Source organism: Mesorhizobium sp. CNPSo 4670 (assembly GCF_057784235.1).
Genome location: NZ_JBWJFQ010000030.1, coordinates 34,401 through 61,108, shown reverse-complemented (window position 1 = coordinate 61,108; position 26,708 = coordinate 34,401). Strand labels below are relative to the sequence as shown.

At 57.0% G+C, this 26,708-nt stretch carries 20 protein-coding genes; 11 read left to right on the top strand and 9 right to left on the bottom strand.

The genetic code is table 11. From position 1 onward, the window contains the following. Nucleotides 1-101 precede the first annotated feature (101 nt). From AC0ZT5_RS32570 to AC0ZT5_RS32560, 3 genes are all read left to right on the top strand, one after another. Complete coding sequence (locus AC0ZT5_RS32570) at nt 102-563, top strand: GFA family protein (RefSeq protein ID WP_488499764.1); 462 nt, start codon at nt 102-104, stop codon at nt 561-563. A gap of 32 nt (nt 564-595) precedes the next feature. Then, the gene (locus AC0ZT5_RS32565) at nt 596-964 is read left to right on the top strand and encodes a YybH family protein (protein WP_488499763.1); all 369 of its coding nucleotides are present in this window, start codon (nt 596-598) and stop codon (nt 962-964) included. A 706-nt stretch (nt 965-1,670) separates the two neighbouring features. Then, nucleotides 1,671-2,177 (top strand): AAA family ATPase, encoded by a 507-nt coding sequence (locus AC0ZT5_RS32560; protein WP_488499762.1) that lies wholly within the window; start codon nt 1,671-1,673, stop codon nt 2,175-2,177. Between the two features lies 1 nt (nt 2,178). Here the strand turns inward: AC0ZT5_RS32560 and AC0ZT5_RS32555 are convergent, their stop codons facing one another. Both AC0ZT5_RS32555 and AC0ZT5_RS32550 read right to left on the bottom strand, forming a co-directional pair. After that, nucleotides 2,179-2,637 (bottom strand): N-acetyltransferase, encoded by a 459-nt coding sequence (locus AC0ZT5_RS32555; RefSeq protein WP_488499761.1) that lies wholly within the window; start codon nt 2,635-2,637, stop codon nt 2,179-2,181. A 61-nt stretch (nt 2,638-2,698) separates the two neighbouring features. Beyond that, nucleotides 2,699-3,784: a hypothetical protein gene (locus AC0ZT5_RS32550; protein WP_488499760.1), complete on the bottom strand. Its 1,086-nt coding sequence runs from the start codon at nt 3,782-3,784 to the stop codon at nt 2,699-2,701. Nucleotides 3,785-3,899: 115 nt separating this feature from the next. Between AC0ZT5_RS32550 and AC0ZT5_RS32545 the strand changes: the two genes are divergently transcribed. From AC0ZT5_RS32545 to AC0ZT5_RS32535, 3 genes are all read left to right on the top strand, one after another. Next, nucleotides 3,900-4,832, top strand: coding sequence for a 5'-nucleotidase (locus AC0ZT5_RS32545; RefSeq protein ID WP_488499785.1), 933 nt, complete (start codon nt 3,900-3,902; stop codon nt 4,830-4,832). Between the two features lie 179 nt (nt 4,833-5,011). Continuing rightward, entirely contained in the window at nt 5,012-6,094 is a 1,083-nt protein-coding gene (locus tag AC0ZT5_RS32540; RefSeq protein ID WP_488499759.1) for a hypothetical protein, read from the top strand. Between the two features lie 117 nt (nt 6,095-6,211). Next, the gene (locus AC0ZT5_RS32535; RefSeq protein ID WP_488499758.1) at nt 6,212-7,033 is read left to right on the top strand and encodes a hypothetical protein; all 822 of its coding nucleotides are present in this window, start codon (nt 6,212-6,214) and stop codon (nt 7,031-7,033) included. Nucleotides 7,034-7,101: 68 nt separating this feature from the next. Here the strand turns inward: AC0ZT5_RS32535 and AC0ZT5_RS32530 are convergent, their stop codons facing one another. From AC0ZT5_RS32530 to AC0ZT5_RS32500, 7 genes are all read right to left on the bottom strand, one after another. After that, nucleotides 7,102-7,488, bottom strand: a complete 387-nt coding sequence (locus AC0ZT5_RS32530; RefSeq protein ID WP_488499757.1) for a hypothetical protein — start codon at nt 7,486-7,488, stop codon at nt 7,102-7,104. Between the two features lie 20 nt (nt 7,489-7,508). Beyond that, nucleotides 7,509-9,305 carry a DUF262 domain-containing protein gene (locus AC0ZT5_RS32525; protein ID WP_488499756.1) on the bottom strand — a complete coding sequence of 599 codons (1,797 nt, stop codon included), beginning with the start codon at nt 9,303-9,305 and terminating at the stop codon, nt 7,509-7,511. A gap of 144 nt (nt 9,306-9,449) precedes the next feature. Then, complete coding sequence (locus tag AC0ZT5_RS32520; RefSeq protein WP_488499755.1) at nt 9,450-11,300, bottom strand: DUF262 domain-containing protein; 1,851 nt, start codon at nt 11,298-11,300, stop codon at nt 9,450-9,452. Nucleotides 11,301-11,775: 475 nt separating this feature from the next. Further along, nucleotides 11,776-14,865: a DEAD/DEAH box helicase gene (locus AC0ZT5_RS32515; protein WP_488499754.1), complete on the bottom strand. Its 3,090-nt coding sequence runs from the start codon at nt 14,863-14,865 to the stop codon at nt 11,776-11,778. Further along, nucleotides 14,862-16,190 carry an EH signature domain-containing protein gene (locus AC0ZT5_RS32510; RefSeq protein ID WP_488499753.1) on the bottom strand — a complete coding sequence of 443 codons (1,329 nt, stop codon included), beginning with the start codon at nt 16,188-16,190 and terminating at the stop codon, nt 14,862-14,864. The genes AC0ZT5_RS32515 and AC0ZT5_RS32510 overlap by 4 nt, the downstream gene beginning before the upstream one ends. Then, nucleotides 16,187-17,158: an OmpA family protein gene (locus AC0ZT5_RS32505; protein WP_488499752.1), complete on the bottom strand. Its 972-nt coding sequence runs from the start codon at nt 17,156-17,158 to the stop codon at nt 16,187-16,189. The genes AC0ZT5_RS32510 and AC0ZT5_RS32505 overlap by 4 nt, the downstream gene beginning before the upstream one ends. Continuing rightward, nucleotides 17,158-19,152 carry a hypothetical protein gene (locus AC0ZT5_RS32500; protein ID WP_488499751.1) on the bottom strand — a complete coding sequence of 665 codons (1,995 nt, stop codon included), beginning with the start codon at nt 19,150-19,152 and terminating at the stop codon, nt 17,158-17,160. Before AC0ZT5_RS32500 ends, AC0ZT5_RS32505 begins: the two co-directional genes overlap by 1 nt. A gap of 272 nt (nt 19,153-19,424) precedes the next feature. Between AC0ZT5_RS32500 and AC0ZT5_RS32495 the strand changes: the two genes are divergently transcribed. From AC0ZT5_RS32495 to AC0ZT5_RS32475, 5 genes are all read left to right on the top strand, one after another. Next, nucleotides 19,425-20,999 (top strand): type I restriction-modification system subunit M, encoded by a 1,575-nt coding sequence (locus AC0ZT5_RS32495; RefSeq protein WP_488499750.1) that lies wholly within the window; start codon nt 19,425-19,427, stop codon nt 20,997-20,999. Further along, nucleotides 20,999-22,177 (top strand): restriction endonuclease subunit S, encoded by a 1,179-nt coding sequence (locus AC0ZT5_RS32490; protein WP_488499749.1) that lies wholly within the window; start codon nt 20,999-21,001, stop codon nt 22,175-22,177. Before AC0ZT5_RS32495 ends, AC0ZT5_RS32490 begins: the two co-directional genes overlap by 1 nt. A 192-nt stretch (nt 22,178-22,369) precedes the next feature. Beyond that, nucleotides 22,370-22,588: a hypothetical protein gene (locus AC0ZT5_RS32485; protein ID WP_488499748.1), complete on the top strand. Its 219-nt coding sequence runs from the start codon at nt 22,370-22,372 to the stop codon at nt 22,586-22,588. 67 nt (nt 22,589-22,655) lie between these two features. Further along, nucleotides 22,656-23,003, top strand: a complete 348-nt coding sequence (locus tag AC0ZT5_RS32480) for a protein NO VEIN domain-containing protein (RefSeq protein WP_488499747.1) — start codon at nt 22,656-22,658, stop codon at nt 23,001-23,003. Between the two features lie 57 nt (nt 23,004-23,060). Beyond that, complete coding sequence (locus AC0ZT5_RS32475; RefSeq protein WP_488499746.1) at nt 23,061-26,486, top strand: DEAD/DEAH box helicase family protein; 3,426 nt, start codon at nt 23,061-23,063, stop codon at nt 26,484-26,486. Nucleotides 26,487-26,708: the final 222 nt, after the last annotated feature.

The following is a 26,708-nucleotide window of genomic DNA, read 5'->3' as shown; positions in this document are numbered from 1 at the left end:
CTTCGACAACAGGAGTAGCCTTTCACCGGCCCTAGGTCCGGCAAATCGCGGCTAGGCAAGCGCCAGGACGCGCTTGATGAACCGCTCATTGGAGGCAGCAGGTGGGGCAGGAACCAACGAAAGTCACTGGAGGATGTCTTTGTGGCAGCGTTCGATACGAGGCAGAGGTCTATCTGCATAACGGCTATATCTGCCACTGCACCATTTGCCAGCGCAGCACAGGCCAACCGGCCGAGATTACGGTCTTAATTAAGGCCGGCACTCTCAAATATCTGAAGGACGAACCGAAATACTATGTTTCATCAGGTGACGGGAAACGTGGCTTTTGTGCTCATTGCGGGTCTCGGATTGCATGGCAGGCGTTGAGGTCAAAGGATGACTGGTTGACGAATATCACGGTGGGCACTTTGGACAGACCGGCCGAGGCCAGGGTCACCAGGCATATCTACGCGGACACTCAGTTGCCTTGGTATCGCGTGTGTGAGGAGTTGCCGAAGCTAACTGAGAAAGATGCTGGGAGGCTGATCGAACTTCTCAGAGATGAGTTACGGCCGGAACTGTAAAGTAAGCCTGGCAACGACGGAGAACTCTACGGATGTCGATCCGCGATGAATTGCAGGCACTTTGGGAGGGCTATGTCGCTGCCTACCGTGCCGGAGATGCCGCCGGTTGTGCAGCCATTTTCACACCTGACGGGGAAGTGCATTCTCCCTACGCGCCTCCGGCTCGAGGTCGCGCGGCTATTGAGGCACTCCACAGCATCTGGACACAAGGTGAGGTCGGGGACAAAACCCTTGCTATCGTGGAAGCGAACTCGTCCGGCGACCTGGCTTGGTGCCTCGCTGCATATTCAGAAGGTGAGGCGACGGGAAACGGAACATCACTCAGTGTTTTGGAGCGGCAAGCCGGCGGAGGCTGGTTGATACGCATGTGCAGCCTCAACAGCAGCGATGTTGGCGAGTGAGCGATAGCCGGCCAGCACATTTTCCGCGTATTCGCCGGATCGTCACAATGAAGCACCTTCCTGGTTTGTGCCTCTGACGCATAGGACGCCCCTCAGACGCCGCCAAGGAGGTTTAGGGCGCCCTGAAGGGGTTCCGAAAGCGCCACGGGTGACCAGCGGTATCAAGGGCTTCCGGACAGCTAGAGCTACGACAGAGCGCTGCACTAAATAGGCGACGCTCTGCAGCTAGATTGTGGACGCAGGAGCCCAATTGTCATAGGACCTAGCCAACCTGCGCCTTCAAATGGACGAATCCTGTGGCACTGATTCTCAGCATCGCACCAACGTGGGTTGAAATGATTCTGGCCCTAGAGAAGCGGTTTGAGTTACGCCGCCGGGGGCCTCGAAACGTGGCGGTCGGGACTCCTGCACTGTTGTATGCGACCGCCCCCATTTCGTCGATAGTCGGAAGGTTCACGGTTGGAGAAATCATCACGGCAACTCCTGTGGAGTTATGGCAGCAGCTCGGCTTATGGACAGGATGCTCGCGCGAGTATTTCGATAGGTATTTGGCAAATGTAAAATTAGCACAGGCTATTACTATACTAGATCCTGTTCGTCTTGTTTCGCCAATCTCACTTAGAGAACTCAGTGGATATTATCATTTGCGACCACCGCAATCATGGATGAGTATTAATGCGATGCATCCAGTGCTAAAGGTGCTCACATGATATTTATCGGAGGTCTATCTGGATCTGGAAAAACTTCGATGATCCGGAACTTGGTGTCGCGGCGCCCAGAATACACTCACATTCAAGCAAGCGCGATATTGAGATCGATCGATCGTCCGACTGATGTTCTCACCGTGGATGACGCCATTGAGAACCAGACGGCTCTAGCCAGCTGGATCGCAAAGCTTTCTACAATTGATCGCAAGAGAGCTATCTTGGATGGTCATGGCATATTGATCGTGGATGAGGCGCCGCTTCAGGTGCCCTTTGAATTTTTTAGTGCAATTGGCCTGAGCAGAATTGTGTTGATAACCGGCGAACCGTCTCTGATTCTCAAGAATCGCACTTGGCCAGCTAGTCTAAGCAGCCCCGAAGCGATCGCTCTTTTGCAGGAAATTGAGTCGACGACGCTTCGCGATGTGGCCAAGAATCTCGGCGTTGATATGCACGACGTGAATTCTGGTGATCTTGACGCCCTCGATCAAGTTATCGAATTGCAATAGCTTACAGCCACCCATTGAAAACGAACTCTTTTCGATGCCGGCGATAAATTCCTTCCATGGCACCGGTGCAGACATAAGAGTGACGCTCGAATAGCCCTGCCAATTCGGGCAATCGCTCTTCACCAACAGTGATCAGGGGAAATTTGGTTCCAAGCCATTCGCAGGCCTCACCCAGCAGATCCGAAGCTAGCCCTTGCCTGCGCCTAGTGGGATCAATCCACAGCGTGCAAACCTTTCTCTCGTGAAGGGTTCGCTTCGCGATCACAAAACCATCTAGGCCGTCGCTTCCGCGCTGAAAGATGGCACGAGAACCATCCTGCAAACCAGGAGCGACCTTCATGGCGAACCACAGCTCGATGTTTGGATAAAGTAGCCGTAAACCACGGACAACATTCCCAATATCGGCGTGAACAACGACCTCCTGAGCCTGCCGGCCTAGCTCATAGCTTGTCTGATGCAAGATCCCCTCCTTGGGACGCGAATCACATGAATACCGCACGTCATTTCGCATAACAATCGCCTCAGTCTCGGCGCGGCTTGAAAAGGTGGTAGCTGATGATCAGCAGCAGCAGAATTGAGACCAGTGCCGCCAGTGAGGTCGCCACCGGCCCCCAACAGGTAAGACCCCATAAGGCGACAAAGACCGCTTGAACGCCGCTGCCGAAGGCACCAAGAAGGCCGACGACAACAGCATAGCGCCAGATATTGTTTCGCGCCCGGCGGAATTTCGCCAGCGTCACTACATCCGAAACCGCGCCTTCATCTGCCCCACCGTAGCGCCAATGATAAATTATCATTTTATCGGCGGCTATGTCTGGAGCCAGATCGCGCAAGTAGTCATCCCATATTTTTGCCTCTAGGCGGCGCATTTTGCGGAAATTTGAGTGCGACGCGATCAAATCGAATCCAGAGTCCCGAACCAAAAAGTAATGGAGAGTTTCAATTCTCGGAGTAGCCCATCTCTCTTGCATCACTCGTCTAAGAAGCATTTTAGGTAAGCTTCTCGCTTCGTTAAAGCGAACCTCGGTAATTTCGGAAACGGAAAATGAACTTAGAAAGATGCCATCCTCCGCACTGGTATCAGAACTGAAGGCCCTCTCTGAGCCTCCGGCGAGCTTGATCCGCAATCTGATGTAGTGCTCGCCAGGGCTGTGGAGTCGCTGACAAAAATCTGCCGATATAGATATTAGTGTCCCTTGCGTTTCCGCGCCGTCCTTCAAATTTTCGACGGCTAGGTATGCGTCAATATTAATAGGATGAACTGTAACATATGCTTCGGTGCCCCGTTTTACAGTGAACGCCTTGGTGACAGGATCACTCGTGCCAATAGTCAGGACTTCGTTGAATACCGCACTTAAGGTATCTTGGTTGCGTAGCAGTGATCCAAGATCGGAGATTGCTGGCTTTGCAATAGTGGCCGGGACAAAGAGCTTAATGGCATTCAGGTCCTGGGTATCTAAAACCCGTATACCGATATCCAGCAGATTGTGGTCGGCGTTTCCGGGATTGTGCCGCCAGAGGTTGATATGAACCTCGAGACTCGGCGCCCTTCCGATAATCTCGTGCTGCTCTTTCCGCAAATGCCACAGCGCTATCGTGGACGTCATTGAAATCTCTAGCTGGTGAAAACCGATGCGGGCACCATGCCTACAATTGCTTAATAATCGAGCATCTGGCTTCTTGGTCGAGAAAATTGGACGTGTAAGCAGTATAGTGAGTGTTATGAACGAACAAATGAGTGGTTTGCCGCTTACGGTAGGAATTTCGACCAGGGCAATGTTCGACCTCGTAGAGGAGCACTCGGTCTTCGAACGAGACGGTGTCCATGCCTATGCTGAACTTCAGCGGGCTCGAGAAAAGGAACCCCTCAAGCCTGGGGCGGCTTTCGAGGTGACGCGGCGTTTGCTTGCCTTGAACTCTGCCGAGCAAGAGCCGCTCGTCGATGTAATTTTGCTTTCCAAAAATTCACCCGATCTCTCGTTGAGAGCCTTCAATTCATTCGACCACTATCGCTTGCCGATTAGAAGAGGGAGTTTCACAAGCGGTCGTTCAGTAGCGCCATTCGTAAGGGCGTGGAATGTAGACCTCTTCCTTTCGAACGATGATTATGATGTCAAAGCCGCAGTGCTTGCTGGGACTGCAGCGGCCAGGCTCGGCGCTCTCCCAAGCAATGTCGATGAGAACCCCTCAGACGAGGTTAGGATCGCTTTGGACGGTGACGCAGTGGTCTTTAGTGAGGCATCCGACAGACTTTACAACGAACATGGGCTGGAACACTTTCTTCAGTATGAACGCGATAACGCCACAGTGCCGATGGAGCGCGGTCCATTTGGGAAGACGTTTCTTCCAAAGCTGGCTGCTCTGAGGCAAAAATTCATGAGGACCGACGGGACGAGTCGTGTCCGAATTGCCATAGTAACGGCCAGAAATGCACCGGCGCATGAAAGGGTTGTCCATACTTTGCGGGCATGGGGAACACCGGCCGATGAGGCGCATTTCGTCGGCAGGCACGAGAAGGCTCCAATTCTTAAAGCCACCCGTGCGCATATTTTCTTCGATGACCAGGAGAAGCATATTATTGGAGCAGGCGACGTGGTTGCGGCCGGGCTTGTTCCAGGACCCCATGATCCTGAAGCTCCGGTTATTCCAGCTTGAACGCCTTTCCGGTTTAGTAGGGGCTTTAGTGAACGACATTGCGAGCATCCGCTTGTATCGGATGAAGAGCACATCGTTAGGGATCCTTCCGTCAGGAAATTGTGGCGTCACCATTTGCTAGTAGTCGCATGACAACCGTTACCCGCACAGCGCTCCACAATCTCGTCTGGACGAAACCCTTGGAAGAGGTCGGCGCCGATCTCGGCGCTCCGGCCGGGGCGATCGCAGCGATTTGCCGAGAGATCGATATACCAGTTCCGCCGCCGCATTATTGGCGAATGGTCGCCAATGGCAGCCCACCGAAACGTCGAGCGCTACCCATCGACAAGTTCAGACGAAATCGGCCGGTGCTGATAGGCAGCCAACTGGAACCGGTTTTCAGCGAAGAGAGGCTCGCGACGCCGGACGTGAGCTCAGAAGGACCCATCCGCGTCGCACATCTAATCGAGGTCACTGACCCGCTAGCGATCACGCTACAGAAGGACCTGAGGCGATCGTTAGTGGCTGACGATGTCCATCTACGATCGGGCCTCATACATGTCGACATAGGTCGTGCCAGCATCCCTCGTGCTGCAAATCTGCTCGCTAGCCTAAATGCAGCTGTCGCAGAGCGGTTGTGGAACGTCGCCGTCGATACCAAGGTCGGGGTGGTGGTCGATGGTCAGAAAATCGAGCTGCAGCTATCTGAAGCATACGCGCTGAGCCCGCACACTCCTACCGCCGCAGAAATTCGTGACTACCGGAGCTATGGCCGCTCAATTCCCGAGCACGATCGCATACGGTCCGGCCTTTTGCAGCTATCGATCAAAAACGCGACCTATCTTGGCGTCCGGCAGAAATGGGCTGACGGCAAGCACCAGCGGATCGAGAATGTTCTGCCGAGCTTCCTGGAAGGCATTGAGCGGGCTGCCGCCGCTTTGAAGCAACGGCGAATGGAACGTGAAGAGCGAGAACAACAGTGGGCGGAGGAGCGAAAGCGAAGAGAGGAACAGGAGCGCCTGGAAGCGATCGATCGAGTCCGAGGGGCGGTATTCAAACAGCAAGCATCTGCACATCAAGAGGCGCGCCAGCTCCAATCGTATATCGATGCCGTAAAGAACCGACTTGCACAAGAATCGGAACCGGAAGCGGCAATCCGGGAATGGATCGTTTGGGCCGAAGGCTACGTCAGCCGCGTGGATCCCCTCAAAAATGGCTTGCCGACCCTGCTTACCGAGGAGGATGCACTGCGGCTAAGGTGGCAATTTCCGGCCAAGCTATAAGTGGCATGGACCGGGAGAAGACATTCCAAGAAATTCAATGGTCAAGGAAGCTAAACTGGATTGGCAAAAACGAGCGGTCGCTCGTGCATTGTTGGCCACAAGTTGGGGAAGAGCAAGATGACTGATGTGGGCGGACGGTCCAGCAAGGCAGTGACGATGCGGACATTAGCTGTTGGCAAAATGGAGCTTCGTCTTGCGCAAAAAGGTGATCGTTTCTGCGGGTTGATCAACGGTAAGATAGAAGTCGAAGGCGATGAGCCAGACGAAGTTTGGCGCCTCCTAATGGATGGAAGAGGTCCCGCCGCAGCACGATATGTCGGCTTCGATGGCGCGAGGAAACTGTTCCTCCATTACTACCCGAATGGCCTCCACACGGAGAGCTTCAGCGAACGCGGCTACAAGGTGCGTGCCAGTTCGAAACTCAGGCAGACAGTGCCCGTCGAAGACGCAGCCGTTGGCACGGGCTTCGGAGAGGCAGTTCTGTCCGTATTCCGTGCAACGGATTTACTACATCCGGCCGAGAAATCGCGAACACAGGATCTGCTCCGAGGACCAAATGCCGACCCCTTCATTCAGGCAGCAGCACGCTTCACGCTCGATGACAATCCACGTCAGGCCTTGCATGACATGGATCGTGCCCTTCAAAGAGATGGCGCGGCTAAATGGACGATCGCAACCTATCTTCCGTTTCTTTGGGGACCAGAGAGACATATGTTCCTCAAGCCCGAAGCAACCAAGGATTTTGCCGAGCGCACGGGACATGCATTCAGGGAAATCTACGAGCCTTCCCTCGAGTTGTCGGTCTACGTCAGCCTTCTGAACCTTGCGGCGGAAACCGGTGCAAAAATCGCCGATCTGAACCCTCGCGACAACATCGATATCCAGAGTTTTATCTGGGTCGTGAGTGGCGCTTACGACGGCGAAAAGCCACGCCCGTGAAACCAACTTCGGCAACACGACGGTGGCCTCGAGTTGCCCCATGACTCTTCGGGATGGCTTGGGTATGTTCACGCCGTCAAATAGCGGCCGAATTCATCTCTTCGCATTCGACCTTGCGTTACCAGTCGGCTGAGTGTCCCTGGGACAGACGTCAACTTCATACCCGGATTGTCCTTTTCGAGGGCGTCTTTGACCTCGCCAGAGGAGAGAGGTCGTGGACTTTCTGAAACCGCACGAAGGCAAAGTTGCAGAATCTGCCCATGTCCGGCTCTCTGCGATGTTTCGTTCAGACCCAAGAAGGCTTCAAGCTCTTCCTTCCGCACTTCGAGAGCTTCGATCTCGTCATTCACTCGCTCAAGCTCTGCCAGCGCTTCATCGCGCATCGAGGCTTCCTCTGAAGCAATCCGTTCTCGCTCCTCGGTGAGGCGGCGCATCTTCTCGGCTATGGTTTCCATTTTCGTCCTGTTGAATGCTGTCAGGCTGAGGCACGAGAACTGGTATCTATCACGTCACCTTGAAGGGAGAGCAGACGCTTTTCGATTAGCTTCTCACGAGCAGCCACGAATTCAGGCAGCATTCGTAAGTCCCACAAATGCTGGTCCTCTGGGATTAGATGACGGGCGAGAAACGAATGGTTCCTCGTCTGAATCCACTCTTCAAATTTCTGATTGGTCTTAATGAGGTTGTCATGCGAGGTGAGCAGCTGCAGGTTCCCGACCCTGTCTGCTGTTTCCAGAATTTTGTCGACACGAGATGACGGAATATTCATCCCCATCAAGGCGCGCCGATTGATGAGTGACTTAGGGAAAATATGATCGAGATGATGGGGAACCGCGCCCCAGTTCTTGTCATCATAGAGCAGCGACAGCACGAGAAAAGTCTGCTTCTGTCCGTATTTGATCTCCATGACGTTTGCCAGCGATTCAGCGTTAATGTTCGCAGCCCGCTTTCGCTGCTTGGTTAGCGCCGAATAAAGCTCAGTGAGCGGGAATTCGTTTTCCACAGTCAGCGATGAGTGGATGGTGTTGCGCGACGCTCCGATGGTGCCGTCCGAATTTCCACCGAAGACCCCGTTCAACAATGATGATATCAACCACCTCCTTATCCGCTCCGCGTTGCGGCTATCAAACGCTGTGCTGCCTTCCAATAAATCCATGTCGATCTTGTAGAGATAGTAGGCGATTGGAAGCAGGGCATTAAGACTGGTCAAGGTCTCACGATCGATGCCGAACCGGTTCACGAGAAGAAACGTCCGCCGCAACGCCGCTTTGATGCGTGGCCAGTTCTTCCGCATGATCTCAAGATTGTGGTTTGTAAAGTTTTTCACCTGGTAAACGTGATCCAGGTCGGATAGCAGCAAGCATGCCTTCATCACGAAGTCTTTGTTCACTTCGTTCTTCCGATCGAGCCGCGTGTTGAGCATCTCAACGAAGCTATAGATCTCCTCGCGCGCTGAAATGTCCGACCACTTCGACGAGATCATCGACAGCATCAGGTCCGATTTGCTGAGCTTCGTGCCGCCATCATTCGCTCGCACGAAGATGCCCAGGACGCGATCATAGTCTTGATCCTTCTCCGTGTAATAGCAGATGATCTCATCTTTCCATACCATGCGGTGGAGCCGGTCGAGATTTCTATTGACTGTCTTCTCATCCAACCGCGAAGCCGTCTCTGGCAGCTTATCGACCAAGCTGTCCTTGTATCTGTCGAACGCGTCATCGCCGGGGTAGTTGAGAATTTCGCCGACCTTGATCCAGACTCTGCCCGGAACGGACGGCGGCGCATTTTCGAAAAGTTCGAAGCCGTAGGGATTTTCGATGCCATCTTCGGCATTGTCGTCGGCCACTGACTGGGTTGGGTCTGTGAGTAAGTCGATGTAAAGGCGTTTCCGCTGCCAGGCGGATGGGCTGTCCCAGCGTTTGTTTTTGGCTTTGACGGTAAAGGACCCGCGCAGGCCGATTAGGAGCGACGTCAATCGTTGCTGACCGTCCAGCACGAGGGTAACATCCCGTCCGTCAGTCTCCGCGATTTCGTTGTGGACTTCGCCGTAGCGAAAATTCTCTGCGAACTTGTAAATCTGCCAATTCGGCTTGTTCTCCGGAGCCACATCCCAGAACAGGAATGAACTGATCGGATAGCCCTTCATCAAGGAATCGAACAGAGATAGCACCTGCTCCGCATTCCAGACAAAAGGACGCTGAATGGCGGGCAAGAAGTAGGACCGATTAATCTTATCAATTGTGGTTGCTACGGTCGTGGCGGTGTAAGGCATTCTGGGTCGATCCAATATGGTTTGTTTGATTTCCGAGCCTCATCGAATTGGCGAGGATGGTTGAGAATCTAGGGCTGCTTTCAGGCTTACCCGCCGTGGACCCGCAAAGGTGGCAGGGACGATCCCTGTGCCTGACTTAACCAATCAACGGCCCGACGGCCCAGGCCAGATCTGGAGCGCTGCCTCGAACAGAGTCTTTGCCCTCTCGTTTATCTGCTCCTCGCCCCAGACGTCCGACCATCGGTCGAGCAGTTTCGCATTCATCTGCAGTTTCGAGTGGGCCTTTAGGGCGACTGACTTGCAGTTTGCCTTGCCATCGGGCCGAGGCGGGAGCTTCCAGGCAGAGTTTGAGAGTGACGGATTTAATGCATCGCTGACCAGCGTAAGATTGCCGATGCCATGAAGTGCGCGATCCCTGTTGACCCGTTCGTTGTCGCCACCTTGGAGCGGCCAATGGTCTCGCCATTTCTGGGGCATGATATGCTCGATTGTGAGCTTGGAGAAATCAAAGCCCACGACCGGTTCGCCTAAAACTCCCGGCATTTGATAGTGCTCTTCCAAAGCCTGCAAGATCATCAGAACACGTGCGCGGCGGAAATTGCCGTAGAAGACCCGGCTGCACCATTCTGACCTAAAGCGTTTGTCATCAGGCCAGAACAACGTGCCGTCTAGAATGCCTAGAAACCCAGAGATGGCGGGGGCGACGGGGGCTTCCTGATCTACCGAATGGATGACCTCGATGAGCTCGATCGCCAGAGTTCCATAACCTCTCGTCTGGGCGCCGCAAACCATCCGTCGAACAAGATAACTCTCCAGGATTTCAGCTACGGCATCCCTGTCGGCGGCGTCTGACTCTTTACGGTCCATGACGGCCAGTAACACTGGTTGGAACACAGACATATCCAAGGGTTTCAGCCGCCCGCAGAAGGTCGCGAAGCGCGAATGTCCAACTGGTTGGTCGATCTGGCGGAAGAGTCTACCATGCTCCTGAATGTCACTCATCAGGTCATGAACAGACTGCGCCACTTCAGGGGAAACTCGAGGCTCCGCGTATTTCAAGAATTGATCGTATAAGTGGCTCGCAGAGATCGACTGTCGGACGCGACAGATGAGCCAGTTTTGGAGGAATGTATCGACTCGGGCACGAGCTGCGTGCCCGGTGCCTATTTTCAAGCGCCAATAGCCAGGATCGCGATCGAAGCTGCTCCAGTATTGCGCGTAAGGTGGTGCCGCGTCGACGTTTCGTCGCGCGAACTGCCAGAGAAGCCAGTTCTTGATTAGATCGGCCGGGAGCAGTGGTGTGCCGTGGGCGTTGAGCGTCTCGAAGATCGCTTGGGGTTCGTCGGAACTATCGAGATCGAGAACAATCAGGCGGAGATGGTCCTTGAGGGCGGACGAAAGTGCCGGCACGCGCTGCTCTGTCGGACCTTTGCCCAACCAGGTTCGCATCGAATCGACAAAGAACGTGTAGGCTTCCGCCATCCGAGTCTTTGCGCCGATGAGGTCTTGGGAACCGAACGCATCCATGACCTGTCGAAAGGCTGCTCGATCCTCATTGGTGGGCCAAACTTTGTATTTCTCTTCCTCTTCATAACCGGGTGGGTTCAATGTCAGCGCTTCGATCCGCGTCATTTCGATCCGCGCGGATATCTCAGCGGGCTCATTTCCCGAGCCGATGATTTCGCCGAAGGCGTGCTTTGCCGCCTGAAGCACGATCTGCAGTGTGGTGAGCCTTTGCTGACCGTCGATCACTTCTCGCCTTGTCACACGTCCACTCGGCGTGTGCGCTTGTTCGAGAACGACCGTGCCCAGAAAATGACCCGCTATTGGCCGATCCCCAGCTGCAAGAATGCGATCCGCCAGGTCAGAAACGTCTTCCCAGAGCGGCTCCCATTGTTCTTCCTTGCCCCAGACATAGGGCCGCTGAAATAAAGGCACCAAATGTCTGGTTTGAGTTCCGAAAATGTTGGCAAGTGGATGATAGGCCGGCTGCACTCTGAATCCCCCCGATTCTTGTTATTTATTGAACAACCTAAATCATATCGAGCGGGCCATTAGCAACGGTATTCGCCCGCTGAAAATACTCTTTGCTGCTCTTCTCGTAGAAATTCGTGAGGTTCCGGGGCGGAGGGTCCGAGTTCACGCGCCACGAAAACGAAGCCGGCCAGACTGTCTGGCTTCAGGGTTCCCGATTTGGTTGGCGGAAGCAGCGATTACGGCGCTAACTCGGTCGGTAGGTTCCATGTATGGCCACGGTCTCCTCCATCGGATCCGGTGCTGAATCTCCAATCCGGCTGTGATCGCTCCAGCAGTCAGGCCGCCGCGACAGCCTGAATTGTTCCCATGGGTGGAGAACAGATGCCCGTTTGTCAGTCGGGCACAAATTTCGCGACTAAATTGCCGCATAACAGTCCAGCACAATAACGAACAGGCCCGGGCGGGCGCAGTCAAATGTCGCTATTCCCAGCAATCATTTATACTCCCAGGCACCCAGGGCATTCGGTGCGGCCGAGGTAATACCATCGCGTCTCATCATCGCCGCCATGGCGTCGTCGATCGTGCGACCGGATACTGGTCCGCCTTCCTCCCGCAACATATGCTGGAGATGTGCTGCATCGTCCGCGGAATCGCCCATCGGCCAAAGCGCGGAACTGGCGAGCTTGCGTTTCTTCTGCATGAGGCTCTGAAGTAGCAAGTCGAAAGAGTGTTCGCGATATTCCGGATGGACTGCCATGGGCACGTGGACAGATATTGGTCTCGTTTGACCAAGGCGATGGACACGGTCGTTGCACTGTTCCTCTACGGCCGGATTCCACCAGCGAGATAGATGGATCACATGGGTGGCAGCCGTTAGAGTAAGACCAGTTCCCGCTGCTTTTGGACCGAGAACCAGCAGGTCGAATCCGCGATCGTTGGTGAGATGCTCCTGGAAACGGTTTACGATCGCCTGACGCTTCTGGATGGGTGTGTCTCCGTTGATGAGATCAACCCGAGCTAAGCCGAATTCGGCACGCACCAGTTCCATGAAGCGAAACTGCATCTGCCGGCTCTCAATGAACACTAGCGCACGCTCACGCGACGACCTGATGCGGCGCAATATGTCGAAAGTTGCCGCCATCCGGCCTGACGCATCGATAAATCCCTGCGCGTCTTCTTTCGCGTCAATCGCCGGATGCACAGATACGGAGCGAATATGGTGCAGCATCTTTAACGCCGCGCCTGGGCCGCCACTTGCGAGCTTGACCCGTGCCTCCTCATATCGATCTGCCTGAAGCGGCGGCATTGCTCGCGGATGCATGAAACGTGACTTTGCCGGCAAGTCGCGGGCGACTGTTTCCTTCAAGCGTCGAAAAGCAAGCGGTGGCAAGCCGTTCTGCATCTGGAACACGCGAGAATGGAGTTCCAACATGTTGCCTTCGTCCGGAGTTCCATATCGATCGCGAAATTCTCGTAAAGACCCCAGCGCGCCAGGAGCTAACTGATCCATAATGGCCCAAAGATCGACCGTCGAATTCTCGATCGGCGTTCCCGTAAGACCAATACGGAAATCGGCATTCATTGCCCTGGCTGCGTTTGCCGCTAGGGTGCCAGGGTTCTTAATATTCTGGACCTCATCGAAGACGGCTGCCGCGAACGGAATCTTGCCAAGCGAATGCTGATAGTTGGTAAGCGTCGTATATGTGGTTAGGATCCAGGTAAGGTGCCCCGCACCAGCGTTAAGCGCACCATGGATATCGGAGAAGTCCAACCTGGATTCGCCGTTCTCGATATCGCGTCCATTCGCCCCTGCAAGCTTCCTCGCCCCCGTGGCGGATCCATAGAGCCGTATGAGATGTCCGAGCCCCGGCGACTCGACGTGTTGAGTGACCTCCAATTCCCAGTTCTCGAGCAGTGAGGTCGGAGCAACAATCAACATTGGACCGCGGCTCGCCGTCCCGTCACCCTTCATATGGTCGTTCAGCCAAGTCAGGAATGCGATTGTCTGCAGCGTCTTACCCAAACCTTGCTCATCGGCATTCAGGACGCCCGGCATTCCAGCCTTCCAAGATTCAATCTGCCAGGCTAAACCCTGGACCTGATGGTCTTTCAGCCTGGTTTTGATCGCATGGGACACCCCATCTCCGAGATTTGAATGTCGTTGACCCCGTGTGGGACGCCAAGTGACGTCCTCGAAGTTTACCTCGGTCTTCAGAATTATGGGGCCGCTCCGGGCCGTCCCATCGTCATCCGATTCCGCCTCTGCAGGTTTCCGCGATTGGAGGCGTCCCTCGAGAATTTGAAGCGTCTGGTTGTTCGCAGGAAGTTCAATGTCCTCGAACAACAGAGTTGCTTCTCCTCCATCGATAGCCGCTTGCGCGCGATCACGCAGCTCCTCGAGTTGGGGTGTCGGGAGACCATCCAGGCGCTTAAGCACCGCCTCCGCAAATGCCTCGGGCAGCCATGTCGTGCCGCTTGGTGCAAATTCGGTCACCACGTTTCCAGAGTAAACCTCAATGCCCGTTACGCGTTCTGAGAACCGGGAATACTCCTCAGTCTCGATGAACAGTGGGCCTGCCGCGGCCTCGATAGCTTCTTCCTGAGCCGCCGAAGACAGTTCCTGAAAACCGCCTTGCCGCCGTAGGTGCGCCTCAACCGCCTCGGTTATTCGTGCACGAGGGTTGCGCACGAATGCCCTACGCTCCTCGGGAGCCGCGCGCTGCATGTCGGCCATGACTTTAAGTGCAGCCCCTGCGCTGCGATCAACGACCAGGAACTTACCCGGTGCGAGTCGAAATGCATTGAGCGCTCCGCGCTCACGCAATCGCCGCTGAAACTGGGCGAGATCGGCACCTGCGAGCTCGGCCATGGCCTCACTTGTGACCGCTTCAGGATCGAGCCTCTCGTTGGCAAAGGGTAACACTTCAAAGTCGTCACCATCGTGTGTCGGACTGATTGAGAATCCGTCGGCGAGCGAGACTTCAAGTCCGGAAAGGAAGTCCGTCATCGAAAGCCGAGCCATGGCACTATCAGCCGACATCTCGACACCTGGTTCAAGCGCCTTGCGAAAGCGTGCCAAGGCCTCCCAGTGCTCAGCGTCGTCCTTGGACTTACGAAACCCCTCGGCAACCTGAATCGCCTCTAGCATCCATATCGGCAGCCGCTGTAGGCCTCGATCCGTTTCGAGAATGGCTCCAGTTCTCTTCGGCGTTCGTTGCTGACCCGACCGCATCCACTGGACTCGAAGTCGAAAGCCTTCCGTCCCGAGCACGCCCTCTACGTCAGTGCGCAAGGTCAGATCCGTCAGCGGAGGCAAGCCGATCTCAACAGCAGTGGAGTTGTCCAGTGCGGCGGCCAGATGATGTCCGAGTGTGATGCGATCGCTCGATATCTCAATAGTTTCGTCAAGGCGGTCGGCTGTGGATTTGAGGTCCGCGAGAGCCAGGACCAGCCGACGGTCGGCGCCTGAAAGCGTTTCGAGATCAACTTTCCTGACGGGCATCAAACGCCCCAGCAGACCAGAGCGGTCGGATAGGAAACGCAGCGTGATCTTGGAAGCGTCGTAGCTGAGTTCAAATGTCATCGGGACAAGGCCATCAGGACACGCGATTGCCAGTCGCCCTGGTGAGCGATGGCATCGAGGTTTGAGAGATTCCGGATATCCGCCACGTCGTAACGCGGTCGATAAAGCTCAGGGGTGCGCGGCTCATCAGCCTTGAAGAAATGGACTCTAAAGTTGAATGTTCCTTCAATGACGATTTTGTTGCGGATACGCATGACAAGCAAAGACTTGTCGCGGTCGCCGACCTGTCGGCCGAAACGCCGCGCATTTTGACGGGCATCTGTGGGCAGTTTCGACAGCGCCACACGGTGTCCTTCATCGTTGAAGGCGATCCAGACTTCATCGATGCGCCCCTGCTCATGGAGTGTCCACCAGAACTTCTCTCTGTCGGCCCACATGTGACCACGTTCGACTTCCGTTAGAACCCGGAACAAGAACCGGATATCCGCACCCATCAGCCAACGCAGGAAAATCTGAACGAGATCCGGATCGACTTCATTCCAGGCAGGATGAGGGTTGACACGAGGATGACTGTAGAGTTGCGTCAATCGATCGACCAGCAGGCTCTGAATCTCCGCCGAAGGGTTGCGTGTCCGCCAGTGGCCCAGCAGAACTTCGATAGCCTTACCCGCTCCAACCTGTCTTAACGCCCGATCATCCGGTTTAAGCCATCCCAGCAATCGCTCAATTTCGTTCAGCGATGTGAGTTGCGGGGCGATGATATCGAGAAACTTGAGATGAGCAGCGTCCATCAGACCGGGCGCATGCGGCTGATGAAGCCCCAACGCCCTAAGGCCATGCCAAGGATCCGGCATACTGTGCATTATGGCGGCAAGCGCCGAGGGCGCATGCTGCGCGTCGAGCAACTCCGGGACGTTCTCTAGCAGGGGCTGCCAACGTGCTCCGATCCTGGAGCGAGAGTGTTGCAGCGCCGCAGCCAACTCCATGGTATGGGCCATACCTGTCTCGTAGCTCTCGATATAGAGCCGGACCATAGGGTTGAGAAAACCTAGCCGCGTCGATGCGCGAATCTCCGCACACAGGAAGCGGCGAATTTCGGCCAGATCATCACGAACCCGGTGCGTTGCCGCGTAGACGAGAGAAGCTATGCGGGTCACGAAACTCATTGGCACCTTGTGCCAATCGCTTTCTCTGATCCTGCGCAGCATCTCGGAGAAGAGCCGTTCAGCATCCCGCTCTGGAGGTTTGTCGGGTGCGTCGTATCTGTCAAGAACCCGGCGGATGTTCCGCTCGATTAACTCAAACGATGGCACGGACGGCGTCGCGAGCGGTCGTAGATCGCCGAGGCGGCTGGACAGCGACCGTTGGTGTGCTTCGTTGGTCACGGGTCACTCATTCGAGATCCGATGCGCAGCGCATCGCGGACCTTCTCGATCTCGTCAGTGTCGTGGGGAACATACATAATAATTCGCAGGTCTATGCGCCGGTTCGATGCCTTATCTGCGACAGTGTCATTCGGAGCGATTGGACGCATCCGGCCATAGCCAGCCACTGATAAGACCGGTTGCCGCTGGAAGTTGAGGTAATTCAACAGTTTCTCTTGGTGCGTGGTCATCGCACGGAACGTGGTTGTAGCACGATTGGTGGACAGCACGAGATTTGCCATATCGTCGCCGTCGGAGTCGGTGTGGCCTTCGATCTGGATGGCCTCGATAAGGGCGAACCCTGCATTGCAGTTCGCGGCGAATCTGGCATCAGCGCCCAGTGTGTAGCAAGGCAGAATCTCATGCAGGCGATCAGCCAATACCTGCACAAGGCGCAGCCGGTCGGGGAGAAGCGTAGACTCCGCCCGCTTGAAAAGCCCTTCACCCTGGAAGCGAAGCGACTCCTCGCTTGGCATCAGCTGGAGATCCGGAAAGTCGAGAGCGATACTGGCGCGCAACTGCTGAAGGATGCGCCTCCGAGCCTCCATGCTGTTATTGATGTAGGCTTCGAGCGGATTTGGCTTTCTTAGCCTTTCCAGTTCGGCCTCGAGCTCTGTAACCCGGGCCTTCAGCTCGGCAATTTCTTTGTCCGCTCTTTCTCGGGCAGCGATGGCCGTGTCGCGCTCCGTCTCCAGTTGCGCGATCCGCTGCTGCAGGTGTTTGAGTTCTTCAGCCAGTGCGTCGCGTTCTTTCAGGACCCGCTCGTGTTCGGAACGAGGCACCATCTCAGACGGATTGTATTGACTCGCAAAGAAGGCGAGCAGCAGGATGACGATGAAGAGAAAGCCAACAGTCATGTCCGTCATGGACACGAATGCGGACTCCTCTTCCTCCTCGTGCCGGCGCCGACGCATGGAGGCGACACGCATCAGCTACGCCCCTGCTGCGGCTGGAACTCCTGCAGTCCATCAAGGATCGTTTGAAGCGTCGACAGCGCCGTGTTCAATTGACTTGCCATAGTCTGAACGTGGCTGCGAACGGCCTGCATCGCCTGTTCGGTCTGGCTGGAGTAGAGATCGAACGCATGGCCAAGCTTCTCGTCGATCGTATCCATGCGATCACCCTGACCACGCAACCGCTCGAGCATCGTCGTCACCGCAGCAAGCGAGCTTTCGACACCCTGGCGCTCCGCGGCAATCGTCTCGCGCGCTGCCTCCAATGTCTGGGCCGCCGCCTCTGCGGTCGCGCGTGAGCTTTCCCTGACAGTTGCGACGGCGTCGCGTGTGCCGTCCGCAAATTGACGCAGCGTGCCCTCGATGCGCTCCGAGGTCGCTCGGACAGGCGCGGCTGCGGCGACGAGCTCCTGGGATGCCCCACGGAAGGTGCCTGCGGCTTCAGCGCTGGCCGACGCGCCGTCACGCACGGCATCCGCGAGTCTGCGCATCTGGTCGACACCGCCGGTGAGCGAACCGACCATGCCGTCGAGTTGGCGCGCGATTGCCTCGATCGGAGCTATCAGATCCTCGCCCGCCTTGGACGAAAGCGCTTGGGTCATTCCGGTTATTTCGGCACCCGCCTTGCTGAATGCTTCCAGCATTGACTGCCCAGCTGCACCAATCGCCTTGCCCGCATCTTCGCCCGCGAGCTCTAGGCGAGCCTTCGCCGCATCGGCACCATTGCGCGCTGCTGTCTCCATTTCGCTACGCATGGTGCCAGCAGCGTCGCGCATATCTGCCGCCGCAGCCGAAATCGCGCGCGCACCCTCGCCGGTGTTGTCGCGGATGCTTTCCAGCGTCCGGTTCATAACGCTAAGAAGTTGCTCCGCGCCCTGGCTGAACACGCCGGTTGCGGATTCCGCGGAAGCCGACATCGCTCCGCGCAACTCGTCCACGGCCTGGGCGACGCGGGCAACCGCTGTCTCCATCTCGCTTCCCATGCGGCCGGAGGACTGATCCATGCGTTCGGCCAACTGGCTGATCTTATCGCCGGCGCGCGCCAGGTGTTCACTTGCCTGCCCAAGCGCACCGGCGACCCCTTGCGTCACCTGCTGCGACAGGTCAGTTGCCATGGTCGAAATGCTCTCGGTGCCCTGTTGGCTCACCTTGTCCAGGAGGGGCTGCATGGCTGTCGTGATTGACGACGAGATAGCCTGAGGAAGTTCGGTTCTTAAAGGCCCGCCGATCTCCGCTATCATCTGCAACGTGAGTTGTCGCTGGTGCTCGCGAGTTTCCATCGTGGCGCGGAGCTGATCGACAGCAATCTGCTCCAGGCTGGCGAAGTTAATCCGACCTTCAACTGTCCGGCAAAGCCGATGCAACTGCTCATCAAGGCTGCCGACTAAGATCCGAAGCCCAATCGTTAGCACGATCGAACATACCAGACCCGTCAAAGACATGATGAATTTGGCCGACGCGATTCGGAGCAGATTGGCCATGGCCGTTTCGTCGATCCGCTCTCCAGATAGTGCATTCAGCGCCGCGATGAGGCCCAGAAAGGTGAGCGCGAGACCGATTGAGACGAACAGCCCTGGCCAGATCCGATAGAAACCCGGGCCGAAATGCAGGTCATCGATGTTGAAGAATACCGACGGACGAGCGGAATTGCGAAGCACCGGTTGGCCGCTCGAATCGTCGATGAACAGCGTCTCGTCGAACTCATCCCACGCTTCGTGGAGGGCGTCCTGCTCCTTGCCTAACTTCTGGCCGTTAAACCACGCACTGATTTTCTCGCGGCCTTGAAGCAGCGGCGAGTCGCCACTGCCGAGTTCGCGGCGCAACCGTTTGATCGAGCTGATCCGCTTCTGGAAGGTGAGCCACGCAGACGCTAGAACGACCGCAAGCGCAATCAGCAGCACGATCACGACGATGCCCGGTGCTGCGTCACCCGTCAGGAATGACGCAGCGGAAAGAACCAGGCCCTTCACCAAGGTCCCCAGCTCAAGAACTGAACTAAACATCCCTGTTATTTCACCCCTCCGCCGAAGGAATCCTCCGGCACTACCGCCCCAGCTAGGGAAGCTCCGACATCCGCTATTGAATTTCTACTGCTGCAAGACTTTATCCACTACTACGTGTCTCATGTTTGCGCAGTCGAGGGCAAGTCCAACCGACCTGTTCAGGCCGCACTTTCGGGCCGGTTCCATCTCGAGCGAACTCCTTCTAGAGTCCGGCATTGGTGCGAATCGAGTGGGCAAGAATGATCACAGGTGAATTGCGTTCGAAAATCGATGCCGTCTGGAATGCATTCTGGGCGGGCGGCATCGCCAATCCGCTCGAGGTGATCGAGCAGATCACCTACCTGTTGTTCATGCGCGGGCTGGACGATGCTGAGCAGCTTGAGGAAAACCGCTCGACGCGCACGGGCCAGCCGATGCGCCGGCACATTTTCCCGGACGGCAAGGACGGCATCGGCAAGGACGGTGGCGTCGCCTATGTGGACATGCGGTGGTCGAGGCTGAAGAACAAAGACGCCGGCACGATGTTCGAACTCGTTGCCGAGCACGTCTTCCCGTTCCTGCGCACCATGGCCGAAGATGGCACTGCGCACGCCACGCACATGAAGGGCGCGCGCTTCACCATTCCCTCGCCGGCGCTGCTGGTAAAGGTGGTCGACCTCATCGATAAGCTGCCGATGCAGGATCGCGACACAAAGGGTGACCTCTACGAATACATGCTGGGCAAGATCGCCAGCGCCGGCCAGAACGGCCAGTTCCGCACGCCGCGCCACATCATTGCTCTTATGGTGGAGATGACGGCGCCGACGCCGAAGGACATCATCTGCGACCCTGCTTGCGGCACCTGCGGCTTCCTAGTCGCGGCCGGCGAATATCTGCGCGACAACCATCCCAAGATGTTCCACGATCAGGAAAGCCGCGACCATTTCAACGAGGAAATGTTCCACGGCTTTGACTTCGACAACACCATGCTGCGCATTGGTTCAATGAACATGACGCTGCATGGCGTCGAGGATCCCGACATCCGCTACAAGGATTCGCTCAGCCAGGAGCATGCCGGCGACGAGGACCGCTATTCGCTGGTGCTGGCCAACCCGCCCTTCGCCGGCTCACTGGACTACGAGACGACCGCCAAGGACCTGCTCTCGATCGTCAAGACCAAGAAGACCGAGCTTCTGTTCATGGCGCTGTTCCTCAAGCTATTGAAGCCAGGGGGCCGCGCGGCGGTGATCGTGCCGGACGGCGTGCTATTTGGCTCGTCAACCGCACACAAGGAAATCCGCCGCATGCTGGTCGAGGACCACCGGCTGGACGGCATCGTCAAGCTGCCCTCGGGCGTATTCCGGCCCTACGCCGGTGTCTCAACCGCCATCGTCCTGCTCACCAAGACCAATTCAGGCGGCACAGATCACGTCTGGTTCTATGACTGCCAGGCTGACGGCTTCTCACTGGACGACAAGCGCAATGCCTTGCTGCCGGGCGAAAAGCTCGGGCCAACGCCAGGCCATCATGAAGCCGGTCATTTCGTCAACCTGACGCTCACCGACGAGGAACTGGCGAAGAACAATCTTCCGGATATCGCCGTGCGCTGGGAAGAGCGCACAGGCGCAGAGCGTGGCCGCGCGCGCACCGACCAGAGCTTCTGCGTGTCCAAGGCCGAGATCGTCGCCGCCGGCTATGACCTGTCCATCAATCGTTACAAGGAAGTGGTTCATGAGGCGCAAGAGCACCGTCCGCCGAAGGAAATTGTCGCGGGATTGAAGGCGCTGGAGAAAGAGATTGCCGAAGGGCTGGAGGAATTGGAGGCGATGCTGTGATGATGGCCACGCTGCCTGATATCGTCGACTCGAAAGGTGTCTTCGTGGATGGAGACTGGGTGGAAAGCAAGGATCAGGATCCGAATGGCGACATCCGGCTTGTTCAACTTGCTGACATCGGGGACGGCATCTTCCTTGACAAGTCGGCACGCTATTTGACATCTCAGAAAGCCGCGCAACTTCGTTGCACTTACTTGAAACCAGGCGATATTTTGATTGCGAGGATGCCCGATCCGTTGGGTAGGGCTTGCATTTTCCCAGAAGGCCAACGACCTTCGGTGACTGTTGTCGACGTGTGTATTGTTAGGCCTGATCTGCGGCGCATTTGTCCGAGATGGCTCCTTCACAAAATCAATTCTGACGGCTTTCGACGAGCCATTGCCGACTGGATTACTGGCTCGACAAGACAACGCATTTCGCGCGGAAACCTCTCGAAGATTGAATTTGAGATTCCTCCGCTCTCCGAACAGCAACGCGTCGCGGCGATCTTGGACAAGGCGGATGCACTACGCCGCAAGCGCAAGCGCGCTATTGAGCTGCTCGACAGTCTCACGCAGTCGATTTTTCTGGAGATGTTTGGTGACGGCAAGGCGCCAAGGTCCAAGCCCTTGGCCGATATTGTGGACGCATCGGATCGCATAAACTACGGCGTCGTTCAGCCAGGAGAAGATGATCCGGAAGGAGTTCCACTGGTTCGCGTGTCCGACCTATTCGCGGGCGCTGTGGTCCATAGAAAGCTCCGGATGGTGTCTAAAGCGACTAGCCATCAACACAGCCGCTCGGTTCTGAGAGGTTACGAGATTCTTGTAAGCTGTGTTGGCTCAATCGGAGAGGTTGCAATCGCGACTGAGAGAGAGCGTGGCTTCAATGTTGCACGAGCAGTAGCAAGAGTGCCCATCTCAGACCCTCTTCTGAGGCGATATGTCGCTGAATTCTTGAAGACACCCTCTGTGGTTAATTACTTCACAAAGGAGCTGCGAACCGTTAGCCAACCGACGCTAAACATCAAACAAATTTCGGAGACAGTGGTGCCACTTCCGACAATGGTGGCGATGGCAACCTTTAGCCGCAGCGCAGATTCAGTCTCAAAATTGCGGCACTTGGCCACCACACACGAAACCACTGCCGCTCATCTCTTCTCGTCTCTCCAGCATCGCGCATTTTCGGGTCAACTCTAGCGATGCCCGACGCGCTGGCTGGCAGTGATTGACGGATCGCGAGATCGCCCTGATCGTTGCGGACTATTTCGACATGCTGTCGCTCGAACTGAGGGGCCGTCCGTTTGTAAAGGCGCAACGCAAAGCGCAACTCCAGGAATTGACTGGCCGCAGCTGCGGCTCGGTGGAATTCGCCACCAGAATATCAGCGCGATGCTGTATTGGCTCGGCATGCGGTGGATCGCCGGATACAAGCCGATGGGTAACTTTCAGCACGCGCTGGTCGATGGCGCCGAGCGCCATATAGCTAGTAATCTCGCGCTCTTCGAGAACCCGGTTTCGGCTGCGTCCGCACCCGACTTGCAAGAGCCCCAGTCCCTTTTCTTCGAAGCACCGCCTGTCGCGGTTTTCGAGGCTGTGCGCTGGAGCTGATCGTCCGAAAGTTTGATCCGGCACTGCGGGACGCCCGCAACCGACAATTGGGCAAGAACGGCGAGGAATGCGTCTTCTTTGCCGAGCAGTCTGGCTTGCGCGTGGCCGGGCGCGACGATCTTGCACGCAAGGTGCGCTGGTATCGGCTGAGGATGGCGATGGCGCCGGCTATGACATCTGCTCATTCGATCCGGCCGGCCGCGAGCGGCTGATCGAGGTGAAGACCCCACCGGTCATAAGCAGACCCCCTGCCTGCTTTCGGAGAACGAACGAGCTTTTTCGGAGGAGCGGCCCGATGCCTTCCGGCTGGTGCGGCTGTTCGACTTCGCCCGCCAACCGCTCGCCTTCGAACTCACGCCACCGCTGGATAGAATCAGTGCTGCTGAAGGCCGCGACATGGCGGGCAGAGTTCTGACGCGGCTCAATATTTGAATCTGCTTGCGAATTCTTTCCGCTACCGTAGTTTTCAGCGATGTCCAACTTCGCCTTCCTCACCGCCGAGTTCCCGACCGTCCACGAGGCGGCGGTGGAGGCTGAGCGGCAGGCGGGCGTGTCGCCGACGGCGGCGGCCTTCTTCGCAGGCAAGACGGTAGAACTCGCCGTCAAATGGGTATTCCGCAACGACCCCGGCCTGAAGCTGCCCTATCAGGACAACATCGCGGCCTTGCTGCATGAGCCGAGCTTTCGCCGTGCGGCGGGCGAGGCGGTGTTCGCCAAGGCGAAATTCATCAACACGCTGCGTAATCGCGCTGTGCACGAGGAAAAGACCATCCGGCCAGGCGACGCCGCCGGGGCGGTCAAGGAATTGTTCCACGTCTGTTTCTGGCTGGCGCGCACCTATGCGCGCAAGGCAAAGCCGGCGGACGGTCTGGCATTCGACCCCTCGGTGCTGGCGCGCCGTGACGAGACGCTCAAGAAAGCCTTCGCGCATCTGAAGGCGCAGCAAGCCGAGCTAGACGCCAAGAACGGCGAACTGACCAAGCTGCTTTCCGACAGGCAGAATCTCGACGCCGAACTGCAGCGCTTGCGTGCCGAAGTGGCTGCCGCCCGGTATGCCGCCGAGGCGACGCCGTCTACGCATGATTACAACGAGGCCGAGACGCGCGACCGCTACATCGATCTGCTGCTGCGCGAGGCAGGCTGGGCGCTCGACAAGCCGGAAGACATCGAGTTCCGCGTCGAGGGCATGCCAAACGAGCAGGGCGTAGGCTTCGTCGACTATGTGCTGTGGGGCGCCGACGGCAAGCCGTTGGGCCTGGTCGAGGCCAAGCGCACCCGCAAGGATGCGCGCCAGGGGCAGCAGCAGGCAAAACTATATGCCGACCGACTAGAAGCTCGCTACGGCCAGCGGCCGGTGATTTTCTACTCGAACGGCTACGAGCACTGGATCTGGGACGATGTTCGCAATCCGCCGCGCCAAATTGGCGGTTTCTACAAACGCGACGAACTGGAGTTGATGATTCAACGCCGCACGAGCCGCAGGAAGCTCGCCGAGACAAAGCTCAACACGAAGATCGCCGGCGACAAGCGCCCCTACCAGCAGCGTGCCATTCGCGCCATCGCCAAGGCTTTCGAGAACGAGGGAGAGCGCAAGGCACTGCTGGTGATGGCCACCGGCTCGGGCAAGACGCGCACCGTCATAGCGCTGGTCGACCTTTTGATGCGCGCTGGCTGGGTGAAGCGCGTGCTATTTCTTGCAGATCGCGTGGCGCTGGTGAACCAGGCGGCTGGTGCCTTCAAGGCGCATCTGCCGGATTCGGCGCCGGTCAATCTGGTTACGGAGCGCACCAGCGAGGGCCGCGTGTTCCTCTCGACCTATCCGACGATGATGAACCTGATCGATGGCAAGGCCGACGAAAAGCGCAAGTTCGGACCGGGCCACTTCGACCTGATCGTCATCGACGAAGCGCATCGCTCGGTCTACCAGCGCTATCGGGCGATCTTCGAGTATTTTGACTCGTTCCTCGTCGGGCTGACGGCCACACCGAAGGATGAGATCGACCACAACACCTATTCGCTGTTCGACCTGGAAGACGGTGTGCCGACCGATGCCTATTCGCTGGACGAGGCGGTGGCCGACGGCCATCTGGTGCCGCCCAAGGCGATTTCCGTGCCGCTGAAGATCGTGCGCTCGGGCCTGCGCTACGACGATCTCAGCGATGAGGAGAAAGACCGCTGGGACATGTTGGAATGGGGTGAGGAGGAGATCCCCGACAGCGTCGATGCGGCTGAGGTCAACAAGCGGCTGTTCAACACCGACACTGTCGATCTGGTCATCGCACACCTCATGACCAATGGCGTGAAGGTCGAAGGCGGTGATCGGCTCGGCAAGACGATCATCTTCGCCAAGAACCAGGCGCATGCGGTCTTCATCGAGGCGCGATTCAACACGGCCTATCCGAACATCGCTGGCCATTTCGCAAGGGTCATCACCTATGAGAGCGGACCCTACGCGCAAACGCTGATCGACGATTTTTCGAAGAAAACGAAGGCGCCTCATATCGCCATCTCTGTCGACATGCTCGACACCGGCATCGACGTGCCGGAGGTGGTGAATCTCGTCTTCTTCAAGCAGGTGCGCTCGAAGACGAAATTCTGGCAGATGATGGGTCGTGGCACCCGGCTCTGCCCGGACTTGTTCGGACCCGGGCAGGACAAGGAGTTCTTCCGCGTCTTCGACTACTGCCAAAACCTCGAATTCTTCGGTGCCAACCCGGAACTGAAGGATGCGAGCACCGCGAAGTCACTGTCAGAACGGCTGTTCGCGGCGCGGCTCGATCTGGTGCGCGCGCTTGACGAAAAGAAGACTAAGTCCAATGGCCTGGCCGAGAATTCGACATCTTTCAAAGCCTCGACCGATATCGCCTCGCCGCCGACCGAGGAGGATATCAGAACCGAGGCGGTTGACGTTCTGCGCGACACCGTAGCCGCGCTGAACCTTGAAAATTTCATTGTCCGTCAGCGCCGTCGCGCCGTGGAAAAATACCAAAAGCCGGAAGCCTGGATTGCGATCGACGACGAGAAGCGCCACGAGCTTGTCGACGAGATTGCGCCTTTGCCGTCGGCGAAGCAGTTTGGAACCGAGGAGGCGAAGCGGTTCGACCTGTTGATGTTCTCGCTGCAACTTGCGCTGCTGAAGGGCTCCAAGCGCTTCGACACGCTAAAGAAGCAACTGCTGGAGATCGCGTCGGTGCTGGAGGACCAGACTGGCATTCCTGCGATCGCTCATCAGGCCGTCTTGATCGAGGAGATTCAGACGGACAGCTGGTGGGAAGGCGTCAGCGTTCCCTTGCTCGAACTAGTTAGGCTAAGGCTTCGCGATCTCGTCCAGCATATCGAAAAGGGCCGGAGAGCGATTGTCTATTCCGACTTCGCCGACGAGATCGGCGAGGGCGTGGAAATCGACCTGCCCCAAGTGGGAGAGGCCGAATTCGCCCGTTTCAAACAGAAGGCACGCCACTTTCTCAAGAAGCATGAGGACCATATCGTCCTGCACAAGCTGAGGCAGGGCAAGCCGCTTACTACCATCGATCTGGCCGAACTGGAGAGGATGCTGCTCGACGCAGGCATTGGTGACGCCGGCGACATCGAGCGCGCGCGAGAGACGAGCCATGGCTTCGGTCGCTTCGTGCGTTCATTGGTAGGTCTGGACCGCGCAGCTGTTGCGGAGGCCTTTGGCGAGTTCCTGTCAGCGGGGACAGCGTCGGCGGCCCAGATCGAGTTCGTCGGCATGATCATCGAGCACCTGACCGACCAGGGCACGATGGATCCGAGCTTGCTCTATGAGCCGCCCTTTACCGATCTGGCTCCTACGGGGCCGGAGCAGGTATTTTCGATCGAACGCACAGACCGACTGATCGACACCATCGAGAGACTGAACGCCAGTGCAATCGGATAGAGGGTCGACATGCTCGCGCGGGCCAGGAAGTCGAACATCGTAGTTGCGCCAGAACCGGGCTTGTCGACGCTCTTCAGCGTCGGTCAGGTTCTCGTGCTTGCAGGGTGTGCTGGGGAGCTTGTGGTCGTTGGCATGTCAAGGATTGGAAGTTGCTGGTTGGTATCTTCATAGCGGAACCGCCTGCGTTTTCCGGTAGCCCTCGAGACCGCGCCGCTGGCGCGG

What these genes read in the sequence shown, in the direction of transcription:
- AC0ZT5_RS32565 (WP_488499763.1), top strand. Translation starts at nt 596, where the DNA reads ATGTCGATCCGCGATGAATTGCAGGCACTTTGGGAGGGCTATGTCGCT.
- AC0ZT5_RS32515 (WP_488499754.1), bottom strand. Translation starts at nt 14,865, where the DNA reads ATGACATTTGAACTCAGCTACGACGCTTCCAAGATCACGCTGCGTTTC.
- AC0ZT5_RS32530 (WP_488499757.1), bottom strand. Translation starts at nt 7,488, where the DNA reads ATGGAAACCATAGCCGAGAAGATGCGCCGCCTCACCGAGGAGCGAGAA.
- AC0ZT5_RS32490 (WP_488499749.1), top strand. Translation starts at nt 20,999, where the DNA reads ATGATGGCCACGCTGCCTGATATCGTCGACTCGAAAGGTGTCTTCGTG.
- AC0ZT5_RS32505 (WP_488499752.1), bottom strand. Translation starts at nt 17,158, where the DNA reads ATGCGTGTCGCCTCCATGCGTCGGCGCCGGCACGAGGAGGAAGAGGAG.
- AC0ZT5_RS32525 (WP_488499756.1), bottom strand. Translation starts at nt 9,305, where the DNA reads ATGCCTTACACCGCCACGACCGTAGCAACCACAATTGATAAGATTAAT.
- AC0ZT5_RS32495 (WP_488499750.1), top strand. Translation starts at nt 19,425, where the DNA reads ATGATCACAGGTGAATTGCGTTCGAAAATCGATGCCGTCTGGAATGCA.
- AC0ZT5_RS32485 (WP_488499748.1), top strand. Translation starts at nt 22,370, where the DNA reads ATGCTGTATTGGCTCGGCATGCGGTGGATCGCCGGATACAAGCCGATG.
- AC0ZT5_RS32475 (WP_488499746.1), top strand. Translation starts at nt 23,061, where the DNA reads ATGTCCAACTTCGCCTTCCTCACCGCCGAGTTCCCGACCGTCCACGAG.
- AC0ZT5_RS32480 (WP_488499747.1), top strand. Translation starts at nt 22,656, where the DNA reads ATGCGTCTTCTTTGCCGAGCAGTCTGGCTTGCGCGTGGCCGGGCGCGA.
- AC0ZT5_RS32545 (WP_488499785.1), top strand. Translation starts at nt 3,900, where the DNA reads ATGAACGAACAAATGAGTGGTTTGCCGCTTACGGTAGGAATTTCGACC.
- AC0ZT5_RS32560 (WP_488499762.1), top strand. Translation starts at nt 1,671, where the DNA reads ATGATATTTATCGGAGGTCTATCTGGATCTGGAAAAACTTCGATGATC.
- AC0ZT5_RS32535 (WP_488499758.1), top strand. Translation starts at nt 6,212, where the DNA reads ATGACTGATGTGGGCGGACGGTCCAGCAAGGCAGTGACGATGCGGACA.
- AC0ZT5_RS32550 (WP_488499760.1), bottom strand. Translation starts at nt 3,784, where the DNA reads ATGACGTCCACGATAGCGCTGTGGCATTTGCGGAAAGAGCAGCACGAG.